We start from the raw sequence: 16068 nt of genomic DNA, 5'->3' as shown, positions 1-16068 counted from the left end.
GCCCAGCCCCCAGCCAAGCCCTCCGCCGGGGCAAAGGTCAGCTCCACCGTCGTGCCGCCCGCGCCGGCCAGCAGCGGGTAGGGGCCGGCGTCCGGATCCACCGGGCGGCCGTCCACATGGGTGAGGACCGCGCCCTCCCGGATGCCCGAACCGGCCAGCGGGGAGCGGGCCTTGGAGTCGGAGGAGTCTCCGGGCAGGATCCGCTTCACGGTCCAGCCGCCGTTCCTGCGGACGAAGTTGGCGCCCAGCAGACCCTGCCGGCGCTGGTAGTGCGGTGGGCCCTCGTTGCGCCGGGCGGCGGTGACGTAGGCGTGGGAGGTGCCCAGTTCGCCGAGGACCTCGCGGAGCAGGTCGGCAAACTCGTCGGGGGAGGCGACCCGTTCGACCAGGGGGCGGTACTGGTCGAGCACCCCGTCCCAGTCGATGCCGCACATGCCCGGATCCCAGAAGTGGGCCCGGATCAGCCGCCCGGCCTCCTCGTACGACTGCCGCCACTCCGCCGCCGGGTCGACCGTGTGCAGGATGCGGCGCGCGTCGATCCACACGGTGGAGTCGCTGTCGCCCTGCTCGTTGGCCGGGACCGCGCGCAGTTCGCCCTCGTCGACGATCACCAGCCGGCTGCCGTCGCCGCTGACCGCGAACCAGTCGAGGTGCTGGGCGAGTTCGGTCTTCCTGGCCTTGGTGATGCCGAAGTGCTCCAGGGTCGGCCGGCCGGTGGTGTCGTCCGGGTTGGCGAACGTCTCGCCGAGGGCGCCCGAGATCGGCCAGCGCAGCCACACCAGCCCGCCGCCCGCCACCGGGTGCAGCGCGGAGTACTTGGAGGCGGCCACCGGGAACGGCGTGACACGGCTCTCCAGCCCCTCGGCCTCGACGGTCACGGCCCCGTTGTCGCCGTTGTCGTCGTCCTCCACCGGGTCCAGGCCCCCGGCGGCCGGGCGGCCCTCCGGGTTCACCGCGAAGGGAGAGGGCGTCGCGGAGGACAGCGGTACGAGGTACGGGCGGCAGCCCAGCGGGAAGGACAGGTCGCCGGTGTGCACGTCGTAGACGGGGTCGAAGCCGCGCCAGGACAGGAAGGCGAGGTAGCGGCCGTCCCGCGTGAAGACCGGGTTCTCGTCCTCGAAGCGGCCGTTGGTCACGTCGACGATCAGCCGGTCGGCGAGCCGGGCCATCTTGATCTGCCGCAGGGTCCGCCCGATGCCCGGGTGCGACCAGGTCAGCCATGCCCCGTCCGGGGAGAACGCGAGGTCGCGCACGGGGCCGTTGACCGACCGGATCAGCTCGGTGACCTCCCCGCCGGAGCCCTCCGTGACGTCGAGGAGGAGGAGCCGGCCGTCGTGCGAGGCGACCGCCAGCCGCTCGCCCTCCGGGTCCGAGACCAGCTCGCGCACCCGGCCCAGTGCGGCCCGGACCGGCCGCCGGGGTGCCCGTTCGCCGCTCGCCCGGGGCAGGGAGGCGATCTCGATCGTGTCCTCGCCCTCCGCGTCCGTCACGTACGCCACCCGCCCGCTCGCGCCGAGCATCTCGGGCAGCCGCACCCGGACGCCGGGGGTGTCGGTGAGGGTGCGGGCGGGGCCGTCCCGGTGGGTCAGCCAGTACAGGCTGCCGCGTACCACGACGGCACTGGCCCGACCTGTCTCGTCGACGGAGAGCCCGTCGACGTGCCGGGAGGCCGCGACCTGGTAGGGACGCCGCCCCGTCCGCGGCCCGCCCAGCCGTACGTCCAGCCGGCGCGGCACGGAGTCGGGGGACAGGTCGTCGACGATCCACAGGTCGCCCGCGCACTGGTACACCACCCGGGCGCCGTCGCTCGCGGCGTGCCGGGCGTAGAAGGCGTCGTGGTCGGTGTGCCGGCGCAGGCCGGAGCCGTCGTAGGCGATGGAGTAGAGGTTGCCGACGCCCTCGTGGTCGGAGAGGAACGCGATGCGGCCGCCGACGAACATCGGGGAGTGCAGATGGCCGTCGAGCCCTTCGAGGAGCCGTTCGCCGTGCAGCCAGAGCCGGCCGGTGGCGCCGCCGCGGTAGCGCTTCCAGGAGGCCGGTTCGTGAGGCGGGGTGCCGGTGAGGAGCAGGGAGGTGCGCTCCCCGGCGACGTCGGCGACCTGGATGTCGGCGACCGGCCCCCAGGGCAGTTTGCGGCCCGGGTCGCCGGCGGGGGAGATCTGGTAGGCCCAGGTGTAGTAGGAGAAGGGTTCGCCGTGCGAGGCCACGGCCAGGATCTCGCCCTCCGGGGTCCAGCCGCAGACGCGGGTGTCGGCGCTGCCCCAGTGGCTCACCTGGCGGCCCGGGCCGCCGTCCACAGGGACGACGTGGACCTCGGGCATCAGGCTGCGCCAGCTCGTGCAGGCGAGGTGGCGGCCGTCGGGCGAGAAGCGCGGGTGGCCCGCCTTGGTGCGGTCGGCGGTGAGCCGCCAGGCCCGGCCGGGGGCGTCGAGCGGGGCGAGCCAGAGGTCGTCCTCGGCCACGAAGCACAGCAGGTCGTCATGGAGGTGCGGCAGACGCAGATAGGTCACGTCCTCATGCTTTGCCGGGGGACGTACCAGGGCAACTCAGGGCAAAAGCCCGCTCGTGACCCAGCATGCGTACGAAACGGTTTCGTTTTCATGAGAGGTGCGCTACCGTCGTGACGTACGAAACCGTGTCGTTCGGAGTCAGGAAGGTGAGAGAGATGACTGAGGTCGCCGCCGCGCGTCGCAGTCGGATCACCCCCGAGCGAGAGGCCGAGCTCTACACGGCCGTGCTCGACCTGCTCCGCGAAGTCGGCTACGACGCCCTCACCATGGACGCCGTGGCAGCGCGCACCCGGTCCAGCAAGGCCACCCTCTACCGCCAGTGGGGCGGCAAGCCCGAGCTGGTGGCGAAGGCGATCCGGCACAACAAGCCGGGCAACATCTCCGACATCGACACCGGGTCCCTCCGGGGCGACCTGCACGCCCTCACCTCCCGTGAGGACGACAGCACCATGCAGCAGAACGCCGCGCTGATGCGGGGCCTGTTCATGGCGGTGCACGCCAATCCGGACCTCCTCCAGGCGTTCAAGGAACTTCTCGTGGAGCCGGAGATGGAGGAGTTCCACCGGGTGGTCCAGCGGGCCGTCGACCGGGGCGAGGTCCGCGCCGACTGCCCGGCGCTGGATTACCTCATGCACATGCTCACCGGCGCTTTCGTGACGCGCACGCTGATCGACGACCGGCCGCCGACGCGGCAGTTCCTCATCTCGTACATCGACGCCGTGGTCCTCCCCGCCCTCGGCGTGCCCACCGACTAGTCCCCTCAGCTAGCCCCTACCTGACGTCTCCGCTCACGTCGTCGGGCTGATGACCCCTGCCCTGAAGATCCCACGACTGACCGGGAGTACGCCCTCGTGGCCACTTTCCTCTACAAACTCGGCCGGCTCTCGTTCCGGCGGCGGCACTTCGTCGCCCTGATATGGGTGGCCCTGCTGACCCTCGCCGGTGTCGGGGCGGCCAGTGCCCCCACCGCGGGCAACAGCTCGTTCTCCATTCCCGGCACCGAGGCCCAGAAGGCCTTCGACCTGCTGGAGCAGCGCTTCCCCGGCACCAGTGCCGACGGGGCCACCGCACGCGTCGTCTTCAAGGCGCCGAGCGGCGAGAAGATGACCGACCCCGGCAACAAGGCGGCGGTCCAGGACACGGTGAAGGAGCTGTCCGACGGCTCCGAGGTCGTCCGCGTCACCGACCCGTACCAGGCGAAGGCCGTCAGCAAGGACGGCACGATCGCCTACGCGCAGGTGTCGTACAAGGTCTCCGGCATGGAGCTGGACGACGCGGCGAAGGACGCCCTGAAGGACAGCGCGCAGGACGCGCGCAAGGCCGGGCTGACCGTCGAGATCGGCGGTGACGCGCTCCAGGCGGTCCCGCACACCGGCTCCAGCGAGATCATCGGCATCGCGGTCGCCGCGGTCGTCCTGGTCATCACCTTCGGCTCGCTGGTCGCGGCCGGGCTGCCGCTGCTGACGGCGCTCATCGGCGTGGGCATCGGCGTCTCCGCCATCACGGGCCTGGCCAGTGCGCTGGACCTCGGCTCGACCACCTCCACCCTCGCGATGATGATCGGCCTGGCCGTCGGCATCGACTACGCCCTGTTCATCGTCTCCCGCTACCGCGCCGAACTGGCCGAGGGCCGCGAACGCGAGGAAGCGGCGGGCCGGGCCGTCGGCACGGCCGGTTCCGCGGTGGTCTTCGCCGGCCTGACCGTGGTCATCGCGCTGGTGGGCCTGTCCGTCGTCAACATCCCCATGCTGACGAAGATGGGCATCGCGGCGGCGGGCACGGTGGCCATCGCGGTGCTGATCGCCCTGACGATGGTGCCGGCACTGCTCGGATACGCGGGCCGGAAGGTGAAGCCGATGGGGGAGAAGGGCAAGCTCCTCGGCCGGGCGAAGAAGCAGGACGAGCAGAACAAGCAGGCCGAGCCGGCCAAGCCGAACCTGGGCACCCGCTGGGCGAGCTTCGTCGTACGCCGTCCGGTGGCGGTCCTGCTGCTCGGCGTCGTCGGCCTCGGCGCGGCGGCCGTCCCGGCGGCCTCCCTGGAACTGGGCCTGCCCGATGACGGCTCCCAGGCCACCTCCACCACCCAGCGCCGCGCCTACGACCTGCTGTCCGAGGGCTTCGGGCCGGGCTTCAACGGCCCGCTGATGGTCGTCGTCGACGCGAAGGACAGCGACGACCCCAAGGCGGTCTTCGCCGAGACCGGCGACCGGATCAAGGGCCTGAAGGACGTCGTCACCGTCACGCCGGCGCAGCCCAACAAGGCCGGTGACACCGCCACCATCACCGTGATCCCCGGCTCCAAGCCGTCCTCCGTCACGACGGAGAACCTGGTGCACGGCATCCGGGACGCGGGCACGGGCATCAAGGCCGACACGGACGCGAACGTCCTGGTCACCGGCAGCACGGCGATGAACATCGACGTCAGCGAGAAGCTCAACGACGCGCTGGTGCCCTATCTGGTGCTGGTCGTCGGCCTGGCCTTCCTCCTGCTGATCGTGGTCTTCCGCTCGATCCTGGTTCCGCTGAAGGCGGCCCTCGGCTTCCTGCTGTCGGTGATGGCGGCCCTCGGCGCGGTCGTCGCGGTCTTCCAGTGGGGCTGGCTGTCCGGCCTGATGGGCGTCGAGCAGACCGGACCGGTCATGTCGATGATGCCGATCTTCATGGTCGGCGTGGTCTTCGGCCTGGCGATGGACTACGAGGTGTTCCTCGTGACCCGGATGCGGGAGGCGTACGTCCACGGTGAGAAGCCCACGCAGGCCGTGGTCACCGGGTTCCGGCACGGAGCACGAGTCGTCACCGCCGCAGCCGTCATCATGATGGCCGTGTTCGCCGGCTTCATCGGCTCGTCCGAGTCCATGGTCAAGATGATCGGCTTCGGCCTCGCGATCGCGGTGTTCTTCGACGCGTTCGTCGTCCGCATGGCCATCGTCCCGGCCGTCCTGGCGCTCCTCGGCCGCAAGGCCTGGTGGCTGCCCAGGTGGCTCGACCGCGCGCTGCCCAACGTCGACGTGGAGGGCGAGGGCCTGCGCGCCGCCTCCGGCGACGACGACGGCGACAGGGAACTGGTCCGCGTCTGACAGCTCATGCGGAACCGGCCGGTGAGGGCACCGTGGGGACGGTGCGCCCTCACCGGCCTGCCTTTCACCTGGGTACGTCGACTTCGGTCCGCACCGTCTTGCGCGGATGCGGGCCCGGGGTCACGCCCCAGCGGCCGGCGAGGGCGGCCACGACGAGGAGGCCCCGGCCGGTGGTGACGGCCGGGGCCGCCGGTGTTCCCGGGCGGCCCCGGCGCCTGCCTTCTTACGCGGCCTGCGGGTGGAGTACGACCTTGGTGTAGCCCTCGATGCGCTTGTCGAACTTCTCGTACGCCGACGAAGCCTGGTCGAGCGGCAGTTCGTGCGAGACGACGAAGCTGGGCTTCGCGCGATCCTCGATGATCATGTCCCGCAGGTGGCGGTTGTACCGCTTGACGTTGCACTGCCCGGTGCCCATGCGGAGCCCCTTCTCGAAGAGGCGTCCGACGGCGACCATCAGCATGCCCTTCTTGGCCTGCTCGTCCGGACCGCCCGGGTCGCTCGGGACGTACAGTCCGGGCACCCCGAGAGCACCCGTCGGCCGGACCGTGTCGACCAGGGAGTTCAGCACGATCGCCGGTTCCTCGCGGTCCTCGCCCTGCGCCTGGGCCTGGTAGCCCACGGCGTCGATGCCCTTGTCGGTCCCCTGGCCGTCGGTCTGCTCCCTGATCTGCTCCGCCGGGTTGCCCTGGGAGAAGTCGATCGGGATCGTGCCGATCTCCTGGGCCTTCTGCAGACGTTCCGCCACCCGGTCGACCACGAACACCTTGCTCGCGCCCCGTAGCATCGCCGAGTAGGCGGCCATCAGCCCGACCGGACCGGCGCCGTACACGGCGACCGTGTCACCGGGGCGTACGTCGGCCAGTTCGTTGCCGTGGTAGCCCGTCGGGAAGATGTCCGCGAGCAGGACGAAGTCGGTCTCCTTCTCGGTGCCCTCCGGGAGCTTCAGGCAGTTGAAGTCGGCGTACGGGACCCGTACGTACTCGGCCTGGCCGCCCGTGTAGGGACCCATGGCGACATAGCCGTAGGCGCCACCGGCGAAGCCCGGGTTCACCGTCAGACAGAAGCCCGTATAGCCCGCCGAGCAGTTCTTGCAGAACCCGCAGGCGACATTGAACGGCATGACCACCCGGTCGCCCTTGCTGAGTGTGGTGACCCCGTCTCCTGTCTCCTCGACGATCCCGAGGTTCTCGTGGCCGAACACGATGCCCGGCTCCGCGGCCGTGCGGCCCTCGTACATGTGCAGGTCGGAGCCGCAGATGGCCGTTGACGTGACCCGGACGAGCACATCGTTCGGGTGCTGGATCCGTGGATCCTCCACTTGCTCTATCGCTACCTCGAAGGGGCCTTTGTACACGACAGCCCTCATCGTCAACACCTCCAACTGTGCCGTGGCTCATATACCAGGCTGGTGCATGATGAGACGATTTGCACCCAGAGGAGAAAGGAAGCAGGGCTTTGTCTCGTCGTATCGGCACACTTCTCGTCGCGGTCTCCGGACTGTCCGGCACCACCTACCCCGTCGGGACCCGCGTGGCCATCCAGGGCACCGGCGGATCCGTCGACGGCTTCGTCGACGGCGACTGGCTGCCGCTCGCCTGGTGGGAGTTCGCGGACGTCCGGCCTGAGGACGCCACCGGCTGAAACGGCCTCGCCCGTCCTCCACCCGCACCGCTAGCGTGCAGGGCATGACGACGACAGCCACCACGGACGCCGAGGGCTCCGGAGCCCACCCCCGCTTCGCCGAGGCCCTGCGCGAGCTCGGGCTCGGGGATCTCGTGAGCGAGGTCCGACGGTTCCCCGACGCCACCCGGACCGCCGCCGAGGCCGCTGCCGCGATCGGGTGCGACCTGAGCCAGATCTGCAAGTCGCTGATCTTCGCGGTGGACCGCGTTCCTGTACTGGTGCTCATGGACGGGGCCTCCCTGGTCGACCTCGAACTGGTCCGCAAGGAACTCGGCGCCGACAAGGTCACCCGGGCCAAGGTGGACGTGGTGCGGGAGACCACCGGGTACGCCATCGGCGGAGTGCCGCCCTTCGGCCACCGGACCAGGACCCGGGTGCTCGCCGACCGGTCCCTGCTGGAGCACGACGTCGTCTGGGCCGCGGCCGGGACGCCGTACGCCGTCTTCCCGATGGCCCCCGAGGATCTCGTCGCCCACGCCGGCGCCACCCTGGTGGACGTGCGCGAGCGCCCCGCGTGACCCCTCTGGTCACGGCCGGGCTGCTCGTCGTCGGCACAGGGCTGATGCTGCACGCCGGACAGGGGCCCGCCAGGCGGGTGCGTCCGGCCCGCGCGAGGAGCACCCTGGAACTAGGCATTCCGGAGGTGATCGTCATGATGCACACCACCGTGGGGTGGCACGTCGAGATGGAGTTCACGGAGGACGACCAGCACACGCGAGCGGCCGCGATGGTCCGCCTGCCCGACGGCACCGAGGTACGGGCGCACGGGCACGCGAGCCGGCACCGGACCGACGCAAATCAGCCGAGGGTCGGGGAGGAGATCGCCGGGGCCCGGGCGCTCAACGAACTCGCCATGCGGTTGCTGACCAAGGCCCACGAGGAGATCGACCAGGCGTCCGGCCGGACCTCGCACCCCATCCACGTATAGACGTCTCTAGAGGCTCAGCACTCCCCGTACCGCCCGCACCAGCCCCTGCGCCCGCGGGTCCGCCGTCACCGTCTTGCGGAAGCCGTTGGTGACGTAGCCGAAGGCGATTCCCGTCTCCGGGTCGGCGAAGCCGAGGGCACCGCCACGCCCCGGGTGGCCGAAGGAGCCCGGGGTGAGGAAGGGCGAGGCGCTGCCGTGCAGCATGTAGCCGAGGCCGAAGCGGGTGCCGACCACCAGGACCCGGTCGGGGCCTGCCGACTCCTCGGCCCGGGCCAGTTCCACCGTCTGCGGTGTGAACAGCCGGGCCGCGCCGTCCGTGTCGCCGATCAGGGCCGCGTAGAAGCGGGCCAGTCCGTCCGCCGTCGCCATGGCGTTCGTCGCGGGGAGGGCGCTCGCCCGGTAGGCGGGATCGTTCTGGTCCGGGAACGGGGAGATCGCGGCGAACGCCCGGCGCGTGAGGGAGGCCGGGTCCTCGTAGGCCTCGGTGACCGACCGCTTGGGGCGGGCGCGCAGGCCCCCGGTCGGCTCGGCCCCCTCGACGCGGCCCACGCGTCCCACCCGGCCGGCCTCCGACTCCGGCAGGCCGAGCCAGAGGTCCAGACCCAGCGGGCCGGTGACCTGGGAGGCGAGCCAGGCCCCGGCGCCCTGCCCGGTCACGCGCCGCACGATCTCGTCGAGCAGCCAGCCGTAGGTGAGGGCGTGGTAGCCGTGGTCGGTGCCGGGCTCCCAGACAGGGGCCTGAGCGGCGACGGCTTCCGGGCCCTTCAGCGGGTCGAGGGCGTCCTGCGGGGTGAGCGGCCGGTCGAGGACCGGCAGCCCGGCGCGGTGGTTCAGCACGTGCCGGACCAGCACCCGCTCCTTGCCCCGCGCCTTGAACTCGGGCCAGTAGTGCCCCACCGGAGCGTCCAGGTCCAGCTGTCCGCGCTGGTGCAGCAGCAGGAGTACCGCGGCGGCGACCCCCTTCGTCGCCGAGCGCACGACCTGGGCGGTACCGCGCTCCCAGGGGGCCGTGCCGTCGACGTCCTTGGTGCCGCCCCACAGGTCGACGACCTTGTGCCCGTCCCGGTAGACGGCGACCGCGGCGCCCCGGTCCCCGAGCGTTTCGAAGTTCCGTACGAACGCGTCCCTCACCGGCTCGAAGCCCTCGGCCACTGTGCCGCCCACGTCCACGCCCGTACTCCTCGTCGCCTCGCCGCTGTGCCGATGGTGCTCCCTAGCCAAGCAGGATGGTCACGTCGATGTTCCCGCGGGTCGCGTTCGAGTACGGGCAGACCTCGTCCAGCAGCGGTGATCCGTCGCTCTCCTGGCTCGTCACGCGGCCATTGTCACGGACGGGCCGGAGTCGCCGGGACGGAACGCGGGTCGAACCCGAACGGCAGCTCCAGACGGTGGGCCCGCATCAGCTCCTCGTCGGAGAGCAGCTCGCCGGTCGGCCCGTCGGCCGCGATCACCCCGTCGCTGAGGACCAGGGAGCGCGGGCACAGCTCCAGGGCGTAGGGCAGGTCGTGCGTGACCATCAGCACGGTCACGTCCAGGGACCGCAGGATGTCCGCCAGTTCGCGGCGCGAGGCCGGGTCGAGGTTGGAGGAGGGCTCGTCGAGCACGAGGATCTCCGGCTCCATCGCCAGCACGGTCGCGACGGCCACCCGGCGGCGCTGGCCGAAGGAGAGATGGTGCGGCGGGCGCTCCTTGAACTCCGCCATGCCGACCCGCTCCAGCGCCCGGTCCACACGCTCCTCAAGGTCCGGGCCCTTCAGCCCGGCCGCCGCCGGCCCGAACGCCACGTCCTCGCGGACCGTCGGCATGAACAGCTGGTCGTCCGGGTCCTGGAAGACGATGCCGACCCGGCGCCGGACCTCGGCCATGTTCCGCTTGTCCACGGGCAGCCCGGCGACCTTCACCGTGCCGGCACCGCCGGTCAGGATGCCGTTGAGGTGCAGCACGAGGGTCGTCTTGCCGGCGCCGTTCGGCCCGAGCAGCGCGACCCGCTCGCCGCGCGCGACCGAGAAGTCGACGCCGAAGAGGGCCTGATGCCCGTCGGGGTAGGCGAAAGCGAGGCCGGAGACCTCCAGGGAAGCAGTCACAGGGTCCATCCCAGCAGACAGACGAGCAGCGCGGCGCAGGGGAGGGCGAGGGCGTACGACCACTGCGCCCGGGACGCGGTCACCTCGTCGATGACGGGCATGGAGCCGGCGTATCCGCGGCTGAGCATGGCCAGGTGCACCCGCTCACCGCGCTCGTAGGAGCGGATGAACAACGCGCCGGCCGACTTGGCGAGCACGCCCCAGTGCCGGACGCCCCTCGCCTCGAAGCCGCGCGACTCCCGGGCGATCCGCATACGCCGCATCTCGTCGGTGACGACGTCGCCGTAGCGGATCATGAAGGACGCGATCTGCACGAGCAGCGGCGGGAGTCTGAGGCGCTGCAGGCCCAGCAGCAGTTCGCGGAGCTCGGTCGTGGCGGCCAGCAGCACCGAGGCCGCGACGCCCAGGGTGCCCTTGGCGAGCACGTTCCAGGCGCCCCACAGGCCGTTCACGCTCAGGGACAGACCGAGGACGTCGACCCGCTCGCCCTCCGCCACGAACGGCATGAGCACCGCGAACGCGACGAACGGCACCTCGATCAGCAGCCGCCGGAGCAGGAAGCCGGCGGGCACGTGCGCGACGCACGCGACGGCCCCGAGCAGCACGGCGTACAGCCCGAACGCCCACATCGCCTCGCGCGGTGTCGACACCACGACGACCACGAAGGCGAAGACGGCGGCGAGCTTGGTGTGCGGCGGCAGGCCGTGCACGGGCGAGTGCCCGTGCCGGTACAGCTTGTGCGCGTGCCCGGCTCCCATGTCAGACGCTCGTGCCCGTCGTGCTCGTCGTGCCGGTCGTGCTCGTGGTGCTCGTCGTGGCGGTCGCGTCCTTCGCGTCCGTCGCGTCCGTCGCGTTCGTCGTGTCCGACGGGGAGGTGTCGTCCGTGCGGCGGCGCACGGCCCAGAACACGCCGGTGCCCGCGACGACCGTGACGCCCACGCCGATGACACCCGCCAGCCCTCCGGACAGGCGGTCGTCGTCGACGTCCTCGACGCCGTAGTCGGCGAGCGGGGAGTCGGCGACCGCGTGCTCCTCGGCCTTCTTGTCGATGCCGTGGTCGGTGGCGACCTTCTCCAGGCCGTCGGGGTTCGCCGAGGCGTAGAAGCTGACGAATCCGGCCAGCAGCAGGGAGGTGATCAGGCCGGCGGCCCACACCTTGCGGTGCGAGGTCCGGGAGGCGGCGGGCACGGGCTCGGGCTCGGCGCCGGGGGCGTCGACCAGTTCGCCGTTCACCCGGAGCTTGAGCTTCTGCGTCAGCCCGCGCGCCCCGTACACCAGGTCCGGGCGTACGGCGATGACCGCGCCGACGGTCAGTGCGGTGATCACGGCCTCGCCGATGCCGATCAGGACGTGCACGCCGATCATGGCGGTCGCGACCTTGCCGATCGACACGTCGGTGGTGCCGCCGATCGCGTACATCAGCGTGAAGGCCAGCGCGGCGGCCGGGACGGAGACCAGGGCCGCGACGAAGGCGGCGGCGGTGACCGACCGGCGGGTGCGGGGCAGCACCTTCACCAGGCCGCGGAAGAGGGCGTAGGCCACGACCGTCGTGACGATCGCCATGGTGGTGATGTTCACGCCCAGCGCGGTCAGACCGCCGTCCGCGAACAGGATGCCCTGCATCAGCAGGACGACGGAGACGCAGAGGACCCCGGTGTAGGGGCCGACGAGTATCGCCGCCAGCGCACCGCCGAGGAGATGGCCGCTGGTGCCCCCCGCCACGGGGAAGTTCAGCATCTGCACGGCGAAGATGAACGCCGCCACGAGCCCGGCCAACGGCGCGGTGCGCTCTCCCCCCTGTTCACGGCGTGCGCCGCGCAGGCTCACGGCGATGGCGCCCGCGGCGATCACACCGGTGACGGCGGAGGTGGGCGCATTGATGAATCCGTCAGGTACATGCACCGTTCGATGATGTGGCTTGATGCGAACGGTTTGCAAGAGCGTGACTCTCGTTTTATCTCACCCGTGATATATCCGGCCCCAGAGGCGCAATCCGGAAAATATGTGACATTGGAGAGGGAGTGGACGCACGGTTTCCACTCGGATTGCGCACGGTGAAGGGGCCGTCCGATGTCCGTAGTCGAGCAGTACGCGCGAGCCCACATCGTCTCGGACGCGGCCGTGCCGCTCGTCGACGAGCTGGAGGCGGTTCCGGTCGCCCTGCGGTACGACCCCGACCACGATCCCCGGAAGGTGCGCATGGCGCTGCCGGGGGCCGGGGGACGCGAGTGGGTCTTCAGCCGGGAGCTGCTGGAGGAGGGGCTGCGGGCCCCGGCCGGGAGCGGCGAGGTGCGGGTGTGGCCGTGCGGCCGGGTGCAGGTCGTCGTGGAGTTCCACTCCGCGCAAGGCGTTTCGGTGGTGCAGTTCGAGCGGCAGACGCTGCTGCGGTTCCTGCGGCGGACCTACATGGCCGCCGCGGAACCGGTCATTCACTGACCATCGAACCCGGTGCTCAGCCGCCCGCCTTGAGCAGGGCCGCCACGATCGGACCGGCCGTCGAACCGCCGTGTCCGCCCTGCTGGACCACGCCCGCGGCGGCCAGGTCGCCCCGGTAGGCCGTGAACCAGCCGTTCGGCTTCTTCTGCCCGTCGACCTCGGCGGACCCGGTCTTCGCGCCGACGTCGCCGCCGACCCCGGACATCGCCTCGGCGGCCGTGCCGTACGCGGCGGTGTACGCCATCAGCTCACGCAGCTGGGACAGGGTGCCCGCCGGCATCGTGCGCGCGGCCTTCGCCAGCTTGCGCCCGTCCACGTCAGGGGAGACCAGGTACGGCTGGTGGAAGGTGCCGGCCTTGACCGTCGCCGACACCGACGCCATGTTCAGCGGGTTCATCCGGACCCCGCCCTGCCCGATCAGCGATGCACCCATCTGGGCCGCCGACTGCACGGGCACCGCGCCGTCGAAGGACGGCACCCCGATCGCCCAGTTGTTCAGGCCCAGGCCGTAGACCTGCTGGGCCTCCTTGGTCAGGTCGTCGTTCTCCAGCTCCGGGGCCTGGCTGATGAAGGCCGTGTTGCAGGAGCGGGCGAAGCTCGCCTTGAAGGTGCCGTCCTTGATCTGGAACTTGTCGTCGTTCTGGAACTTCCAGTGGCCGTACGTGAAGTACTTCGGGCACGGGTGCTTCTTGTCGGCCGAGGCCAGGCCCTTCTCGATCAGCAGCGACGAGGTGATGACCTTCATCGTGGAGCCGGGGGCCAGGGAGCCCTGGAAGGCGGTGTTGAAGCCGGGGGAGGCGTTGGCGGCGGCCAGGATCTCGCCGGTCGACACCCGCACCACGGCCACCGACGACCGGGCCTTCTTCGCGACCTGCCGCTCGGCCGCCGCCTGCAGGGCCGGGTCCAGCGTGGTCTTCACCGTGCCGGGCGTGCCCTCGCTCAGCTCCAGCAGGGTCTTGTCGGAGAGGTCCTTCGCCTCGGCGGACTTTCCGCGCACCACCCGCAGTTCGATGCCGGCCTTGCCGCCGGCCTTCTTGCCGTACTTCTCGCGCAGGCCGTCCAGGATCGGGCCGACCGAGGCGTACTTCTTCGTGGTCAGTTCGCCGCCGTCCCGGTCGAGGGCCTTGACCGGGGGTGTGCCCGCCGCGCCGGTGGCCAGGGTGTCGCCGTCCCGCAGATCCGGGTGCACGACCGCCGCGTGCCAGTCGACCAGTGGCTTTCCGTCGGCGGCGCGGCGCACGACGGTCAGGGCGCTGTCGTACGCCAGGGGCTTGTCGGTGCCCTTGTAGGACACCGTGCCCTTGACGGAGAACGGCACCTTGTCGCCGGTGGGCTTGTCCGGGGTGAGGGTGACGTCCTTGATGCGGGCGTCCTTGGTGTAGCCGGTGAGCAGCGACCGGGCCGCCGACGCGTCGTCGGTGGCCGCGGCGGCCCGGTCGACCTTCCGGGACTGCCAGGCGGTGAGGAAGGCGCGGGCGGTGGTGGTGACTTCGGCCGGGGACAGCGGGCCCGTCTTCACCTTGGCCTTCTGGTCCGACGCGCGTGTCCCGTCGTCGGCGGCGGCGCCACCGTCGTACAGCGCGTAGGCACCGGCCCCGGCGCCCACGACGACCACGGCGATCATCCCGCCGATCACGGCGGGTCTGGTCTTCGGTCGCTCGGTGACGCGCCTTCTGTTGCCCACTGCTGTCCGTTCCTCCGAGATTCCCCAGGGTCCCCGTTGCCCTCAGCTGTCCCAGGGTGCAACGACGGCCACCACCCTAGAGTCCCGTGCCGCGGAGGTGAGATCAGCCACCTGTTCGTAGCACGGCTGCGACAATCGGCCCGGCCGCGTCACCGCCGTGGCCGCCCTCCTCGGTCATGGCCGCCGCCGCGATGTCGTTGCGGAATCCGGTGAACCAGCTGTTGGACCTGGCGTTGCCGTCGACCTCGGCGGAACCGGTCTTGGCGCCGATGTCACCGCCCAGCCCGGCCATGGCCTGCGCGGCGGTGCCCTGTGTGGCCGTGAGCCGCATCATCTGCTTGAGCTGGGCGGCGGTGCTCGCCCGCAGGCCCTGGGCCTGTGCCAGCTCGCGGCCGTCCAGCTGCGGCGAGACCAGGTAGGGCTGGCGGAAGGCGCCGGTGATGGCGGTCGCGGTCACCGAGGCCATGTTCAGCGGGCTCATCTGCACCTGGCCCTGCCCGATGGCGCCGGCCGCCCGGTCCGGTCCGCCGACGGCGGGGACGCTGCCGTCGAAGGAGGCGATGCCGGTCTTCCAGTTGTCCTGGCCCAGTCCGAAGCGCTGTTCGGCCTCCTGGGTCAGCGAGGCGTCCGTGAGCGGCTTCTCGTCGATGAGCTTGATGAAGGCGGTGTTGCAGGACCGCATGAAGCTGTTGGCCAGCGTCGCGCTCTCGTCGGACTTCATGCCGGTCAGGTTCTTGAACGTCTGGCTCTGCCACACGGCGGTGTCCGGGCAGGGCGCCGGGCCGTTCATCGAGGTCACGCCGTTGTCGATGAGCATCGCGGCGGTGATGATCTTCATGGTGGAGCCGGGGGCCGCCTCGCCCTGGAAGGCGGCGTTGTAGCCGTCCGTGCGGTTGTTGGCCACGGCCAGCACCTCTCCGGTGCTGGGCTTGACGGCCACCACCGACGACTGGGCGAACCGCTTGACCGCCTTCTCGGCAGCCGCCTGCGCGCTGGGGCTGATCGTGGTGGTGAGCTTGCCCGGTCTGCCCTTGGCGAGGGTGAGCAGCGGAGTGTCGGGTGCATCGTTGCCGGGGTGCCGGATGACCAGCTCGACGCCGGGGGCGCCACCGGCCTTCTCGCCGTACTTGTCGCGCAGGGCGTCCAGGACCGGTCCGAGGGAGGGGTACTTCTCCTTCGTCAGCTCGGAGCCGTCGCGGCCCACGGCCTCGATCGGAGGGGTGGCCGACTGCTCGGTGACGAGGGTGTCCTCCTTCGTCAGCTCGGGGTGCACGACGGACGGCTGCCAGTCGACCAGCGCCCGCCCGGTGGTCAGCCCGCGCACGACCTTCAGCTCGCTCTCGTAGCCGAGCGGCTTGGACTTCCCGCCGTAGGCCACCCTCGCCTTCACCGTGTACGGCACGGTGGTGCCCCGGGCCGTGCCCGGCGTGATCTTCACGTCGGTGATGTGCGCCTCGTCGCCGAAGGCGGTGAGCAGCTGCTCGGCGGCCGCGTCGTTGTTCGTGTACGAGGCCGCCGAGGCGGCGGCGCCCTTCTCCCAGGCCGTGAAGAACTTGGCCGCGGTCTCCTTGACCTCGTCCTTGCCGGGCGGCCCCGACTTCGTCTCCGCGGCCACCCCGCCCGTGCCGCCCCCGTCACCGTCGAGCGCGCCCACGATGTTGTAGGC

The 16068-nt window shown here is 71.2% G+C and carries 14 protein-coding genes and 1 pseudogene; 6 read left to right on the top strand and 9 right to left on the bottom strand.

Annotated features, from left to right (window positions below):
- A partial coding sequence (locus C1J00_RS22175) for a S41 family peptidase (RefSeq protein WP_102910818.1) occupies positions 1 to 2510 on the bottom strand: 2510 nt, incomplete at its 3' end.
- Positions 2511 to 2665: 155 nt separating this feature from the next.
- On the opposite strand from C1J00_RS22175, the gene C1J00_RS22170 reads away from it, so the two are divergent.
- Positions 2666 to 3265 (top strand): TetR/AcrR family transcriptional regulator, encoded by a 600-nt coding sequence (locus C1J00_RS22170; RefSeq protein WP_102910817.1) that lies wholly within the window; start codon positions 2666 to 2668, stop codon positions 3263 to 3265.
- Between the two features lie 96 nt (positions 3266 to 3361).
- Positions 3362 to 5587, top strand: a complete 2226-nt coding sequence (locus tag C1J00_RS22165; protein ID WP_102910816.1) for an MMPL family transporter — start codon at positions 3362 to 3364, stop codon at positions 5585 to 5587.
- Between the two features lie 223 nt (positions 5588 to 5810).
- Here the strand turns inward: C1J00_RS22165 and C1J00_RS22160 are convergent, their stop codons facing one another.
- The gene (locus C1J00_RS22160) at positions 5811 to 6953 is read right to left on the bottom strand and encodes a glutathione-independent formaldehyde dehydrogenase (protein ID WP_102910815.1); all 1143 of its coding nucleotides are present in this window, start codon (positions 6951 to 6953) and stop codon (positions 5811 to 5813) included.
- Positions 6954 to 7042: 89 nt separating this feature from the next.
- On the opposite strand from C1J00_RS22160, the gene C1J00_RS22155 reads away from it, so the two are divergent.
- The 3 genes from C1J00_RS22155 to C1J00_RS22145 all read left to right on the top strand — a co-directional run bounded on the left by C1J00_RS22155 (position 7043) and on the right by C1J00_RS22145 (position 8198).
- Positions 7043 to 7228: a hypothetical protein gene (locus C1J00_RS22155; RefSeq protein ID WP_102910814.1), complete on the top strand. Its 186-nt coding sequence runs from the start codon at positions 7043 to 7045 to the stop codon at positions 7226 to 7228.
- A 44-nt stretch (positions 7229 to 7272) separates the two neighbouring features.
- The gene (locus tag C1J00_RS22150) at positions 7273 to 7788 is read left to right on the top strand and encodes a YbaK/EbsC family protein (protein WP_102910819.1); all 516 of its coding nucleotides are present in this window, start codon (positions 7273 to 7275) and stop codon (positions 7786 to 7788) included.
- 134 nt (positions 7789 to 7922) lie between these two features.
- Positions 7923 to 8198, top strand: coding sequence for a DUF1876 domain-containing protein (locus C1J00_RS22145; RefSeq protein WP_031138714.1), 276 nt, complete (start codon positions 7923 to 7925; stop codon positions 8196 to 8198).
- Positions 8199 to 8204: 6 nt separating this feature from the next.
- On the opposite strand, the gene C1J00_RS22140 is transcribed toward C1J00_RS22145, so the two are convergent.
- The 5 genes and pseudogenes from C1J00_RS22140 to C1J00_RS22120 all read right to left on the bottom strand — a co-directional run bounded on the left by C1J00_RS22140 (position 8205) and on the right by C1J00_RS22120 (position 12184).
- Positions 8205 to 9368 (bottom strand): serine hydrolase domain-containing protein, encoded by a 1164-nt coding sequence (locus tag C1J00_RS22140; RefSeq protein WP_180989644.1) that lies wholly within the window; start codon positions 9366 to 9368, stop codon positions 8205 to 8207.
- Between the two features lie 43 nt (positions 9369 to 9411).
- A pseudogene (locus C1J00_RS47940) lies at positions 9412 to 9474 on the bottom strand (organic hydroperoxide resistance protein); the annotation flags it as partial.
- 49 nt (positions 9475 to 9523) lie between these two features.
- Complete coding sequence (locus C1J00_RS22130) at positions 9524 to 10291, bottom strand: energy-coupling factor ABC transporter ATP-binding protein (protein WP_102910812.1); 768 nt, start codon at positions 10289 to 10291, stop codon at positions 9524 to 9526.
- Positions 10279 to 11040: a cobalt ECF transporter T component CbiQ gene (cbiQ, locus tag C1J00_RS22125; protein WP_102910811.1), complete on the bottom strand. Its 762-nt coding sequence runs from the start codon at positions 11038 to 11040 to the stop codon at positions 10279 to 10281. Before cbiQ ends, C1J00_RS22130 begins: the two co-directional genes overlap by 13 nt.
- A 1-nt stretch (position 11041) precedes the next feature.
- On the bottom strand, positions 11042 to 12184 hold the full coding sequence (locus tag C1J00_RS22120) for an energy-coupling factor ABC transporter permease (protein WP_102910810.1): 1143 nt from the start codon (positions 12182 to 12184) through the stop codon (positions 11042 to 11044).
- A 168-nt stretch (positions 12185 to 12352) separates the two neighbouring features.
- On the opposite strand from C1J00_RS22120, the gene C1J00_RS22115 reads away from it, so the two are divergent.
- A complete protein-coding gene (locus tag C1J00_RS22115; protein WP_102910809.1) occupies positions 12353 to 12718 on the top strand; it encodes an SsgA family sporulation/cell division regulator in 366 nt (121 codons plus the stop codon).
- Between the two features lie 16 nt (positions 12719 to 12734).
- On the opposite strand, the gene C1J00_RS22110 is transcribed toward C1J00_RS22115, so the two are convergent.
- Complete coding sequence (locus tag C1J00_RS22110) at positions 12735 to 14402, bottom strand: penicillin-binding transpeptidase domain-containing protein (RefSeq protein ID WP_102910808.1); 1668 nt, start codon at positions 14400 to 14402, stop codon at positions 12735 to 12737.
- A gap of 103 nt (positions 14403 to 14505) precedes the next feature.
- The coding region (locus tag C1J00_RS22105) for a penicillin-binding transpeptidase domain-containing protein (protein WP_102910807.1) at positions 14506 to 16068 on the bottom strand (1563 nt) is incomplete at its 5' end.

Origin of the sequence: Streptomyces cahuitamycinicus (assembly GCF_002891435.1) — a bacterium.
GTDB lineage: Bacteria > Actinomycetota > Actinomycetes > Streptomycetales > Streptomycetaceae > Streptomyces > Streptomyces cahuitamycinicus.
The sequence above is the reverse complement of the archived record's forward strand: the minus strand, read 5'-3'. Positions and strand labels throughout refer to the sequence as shown.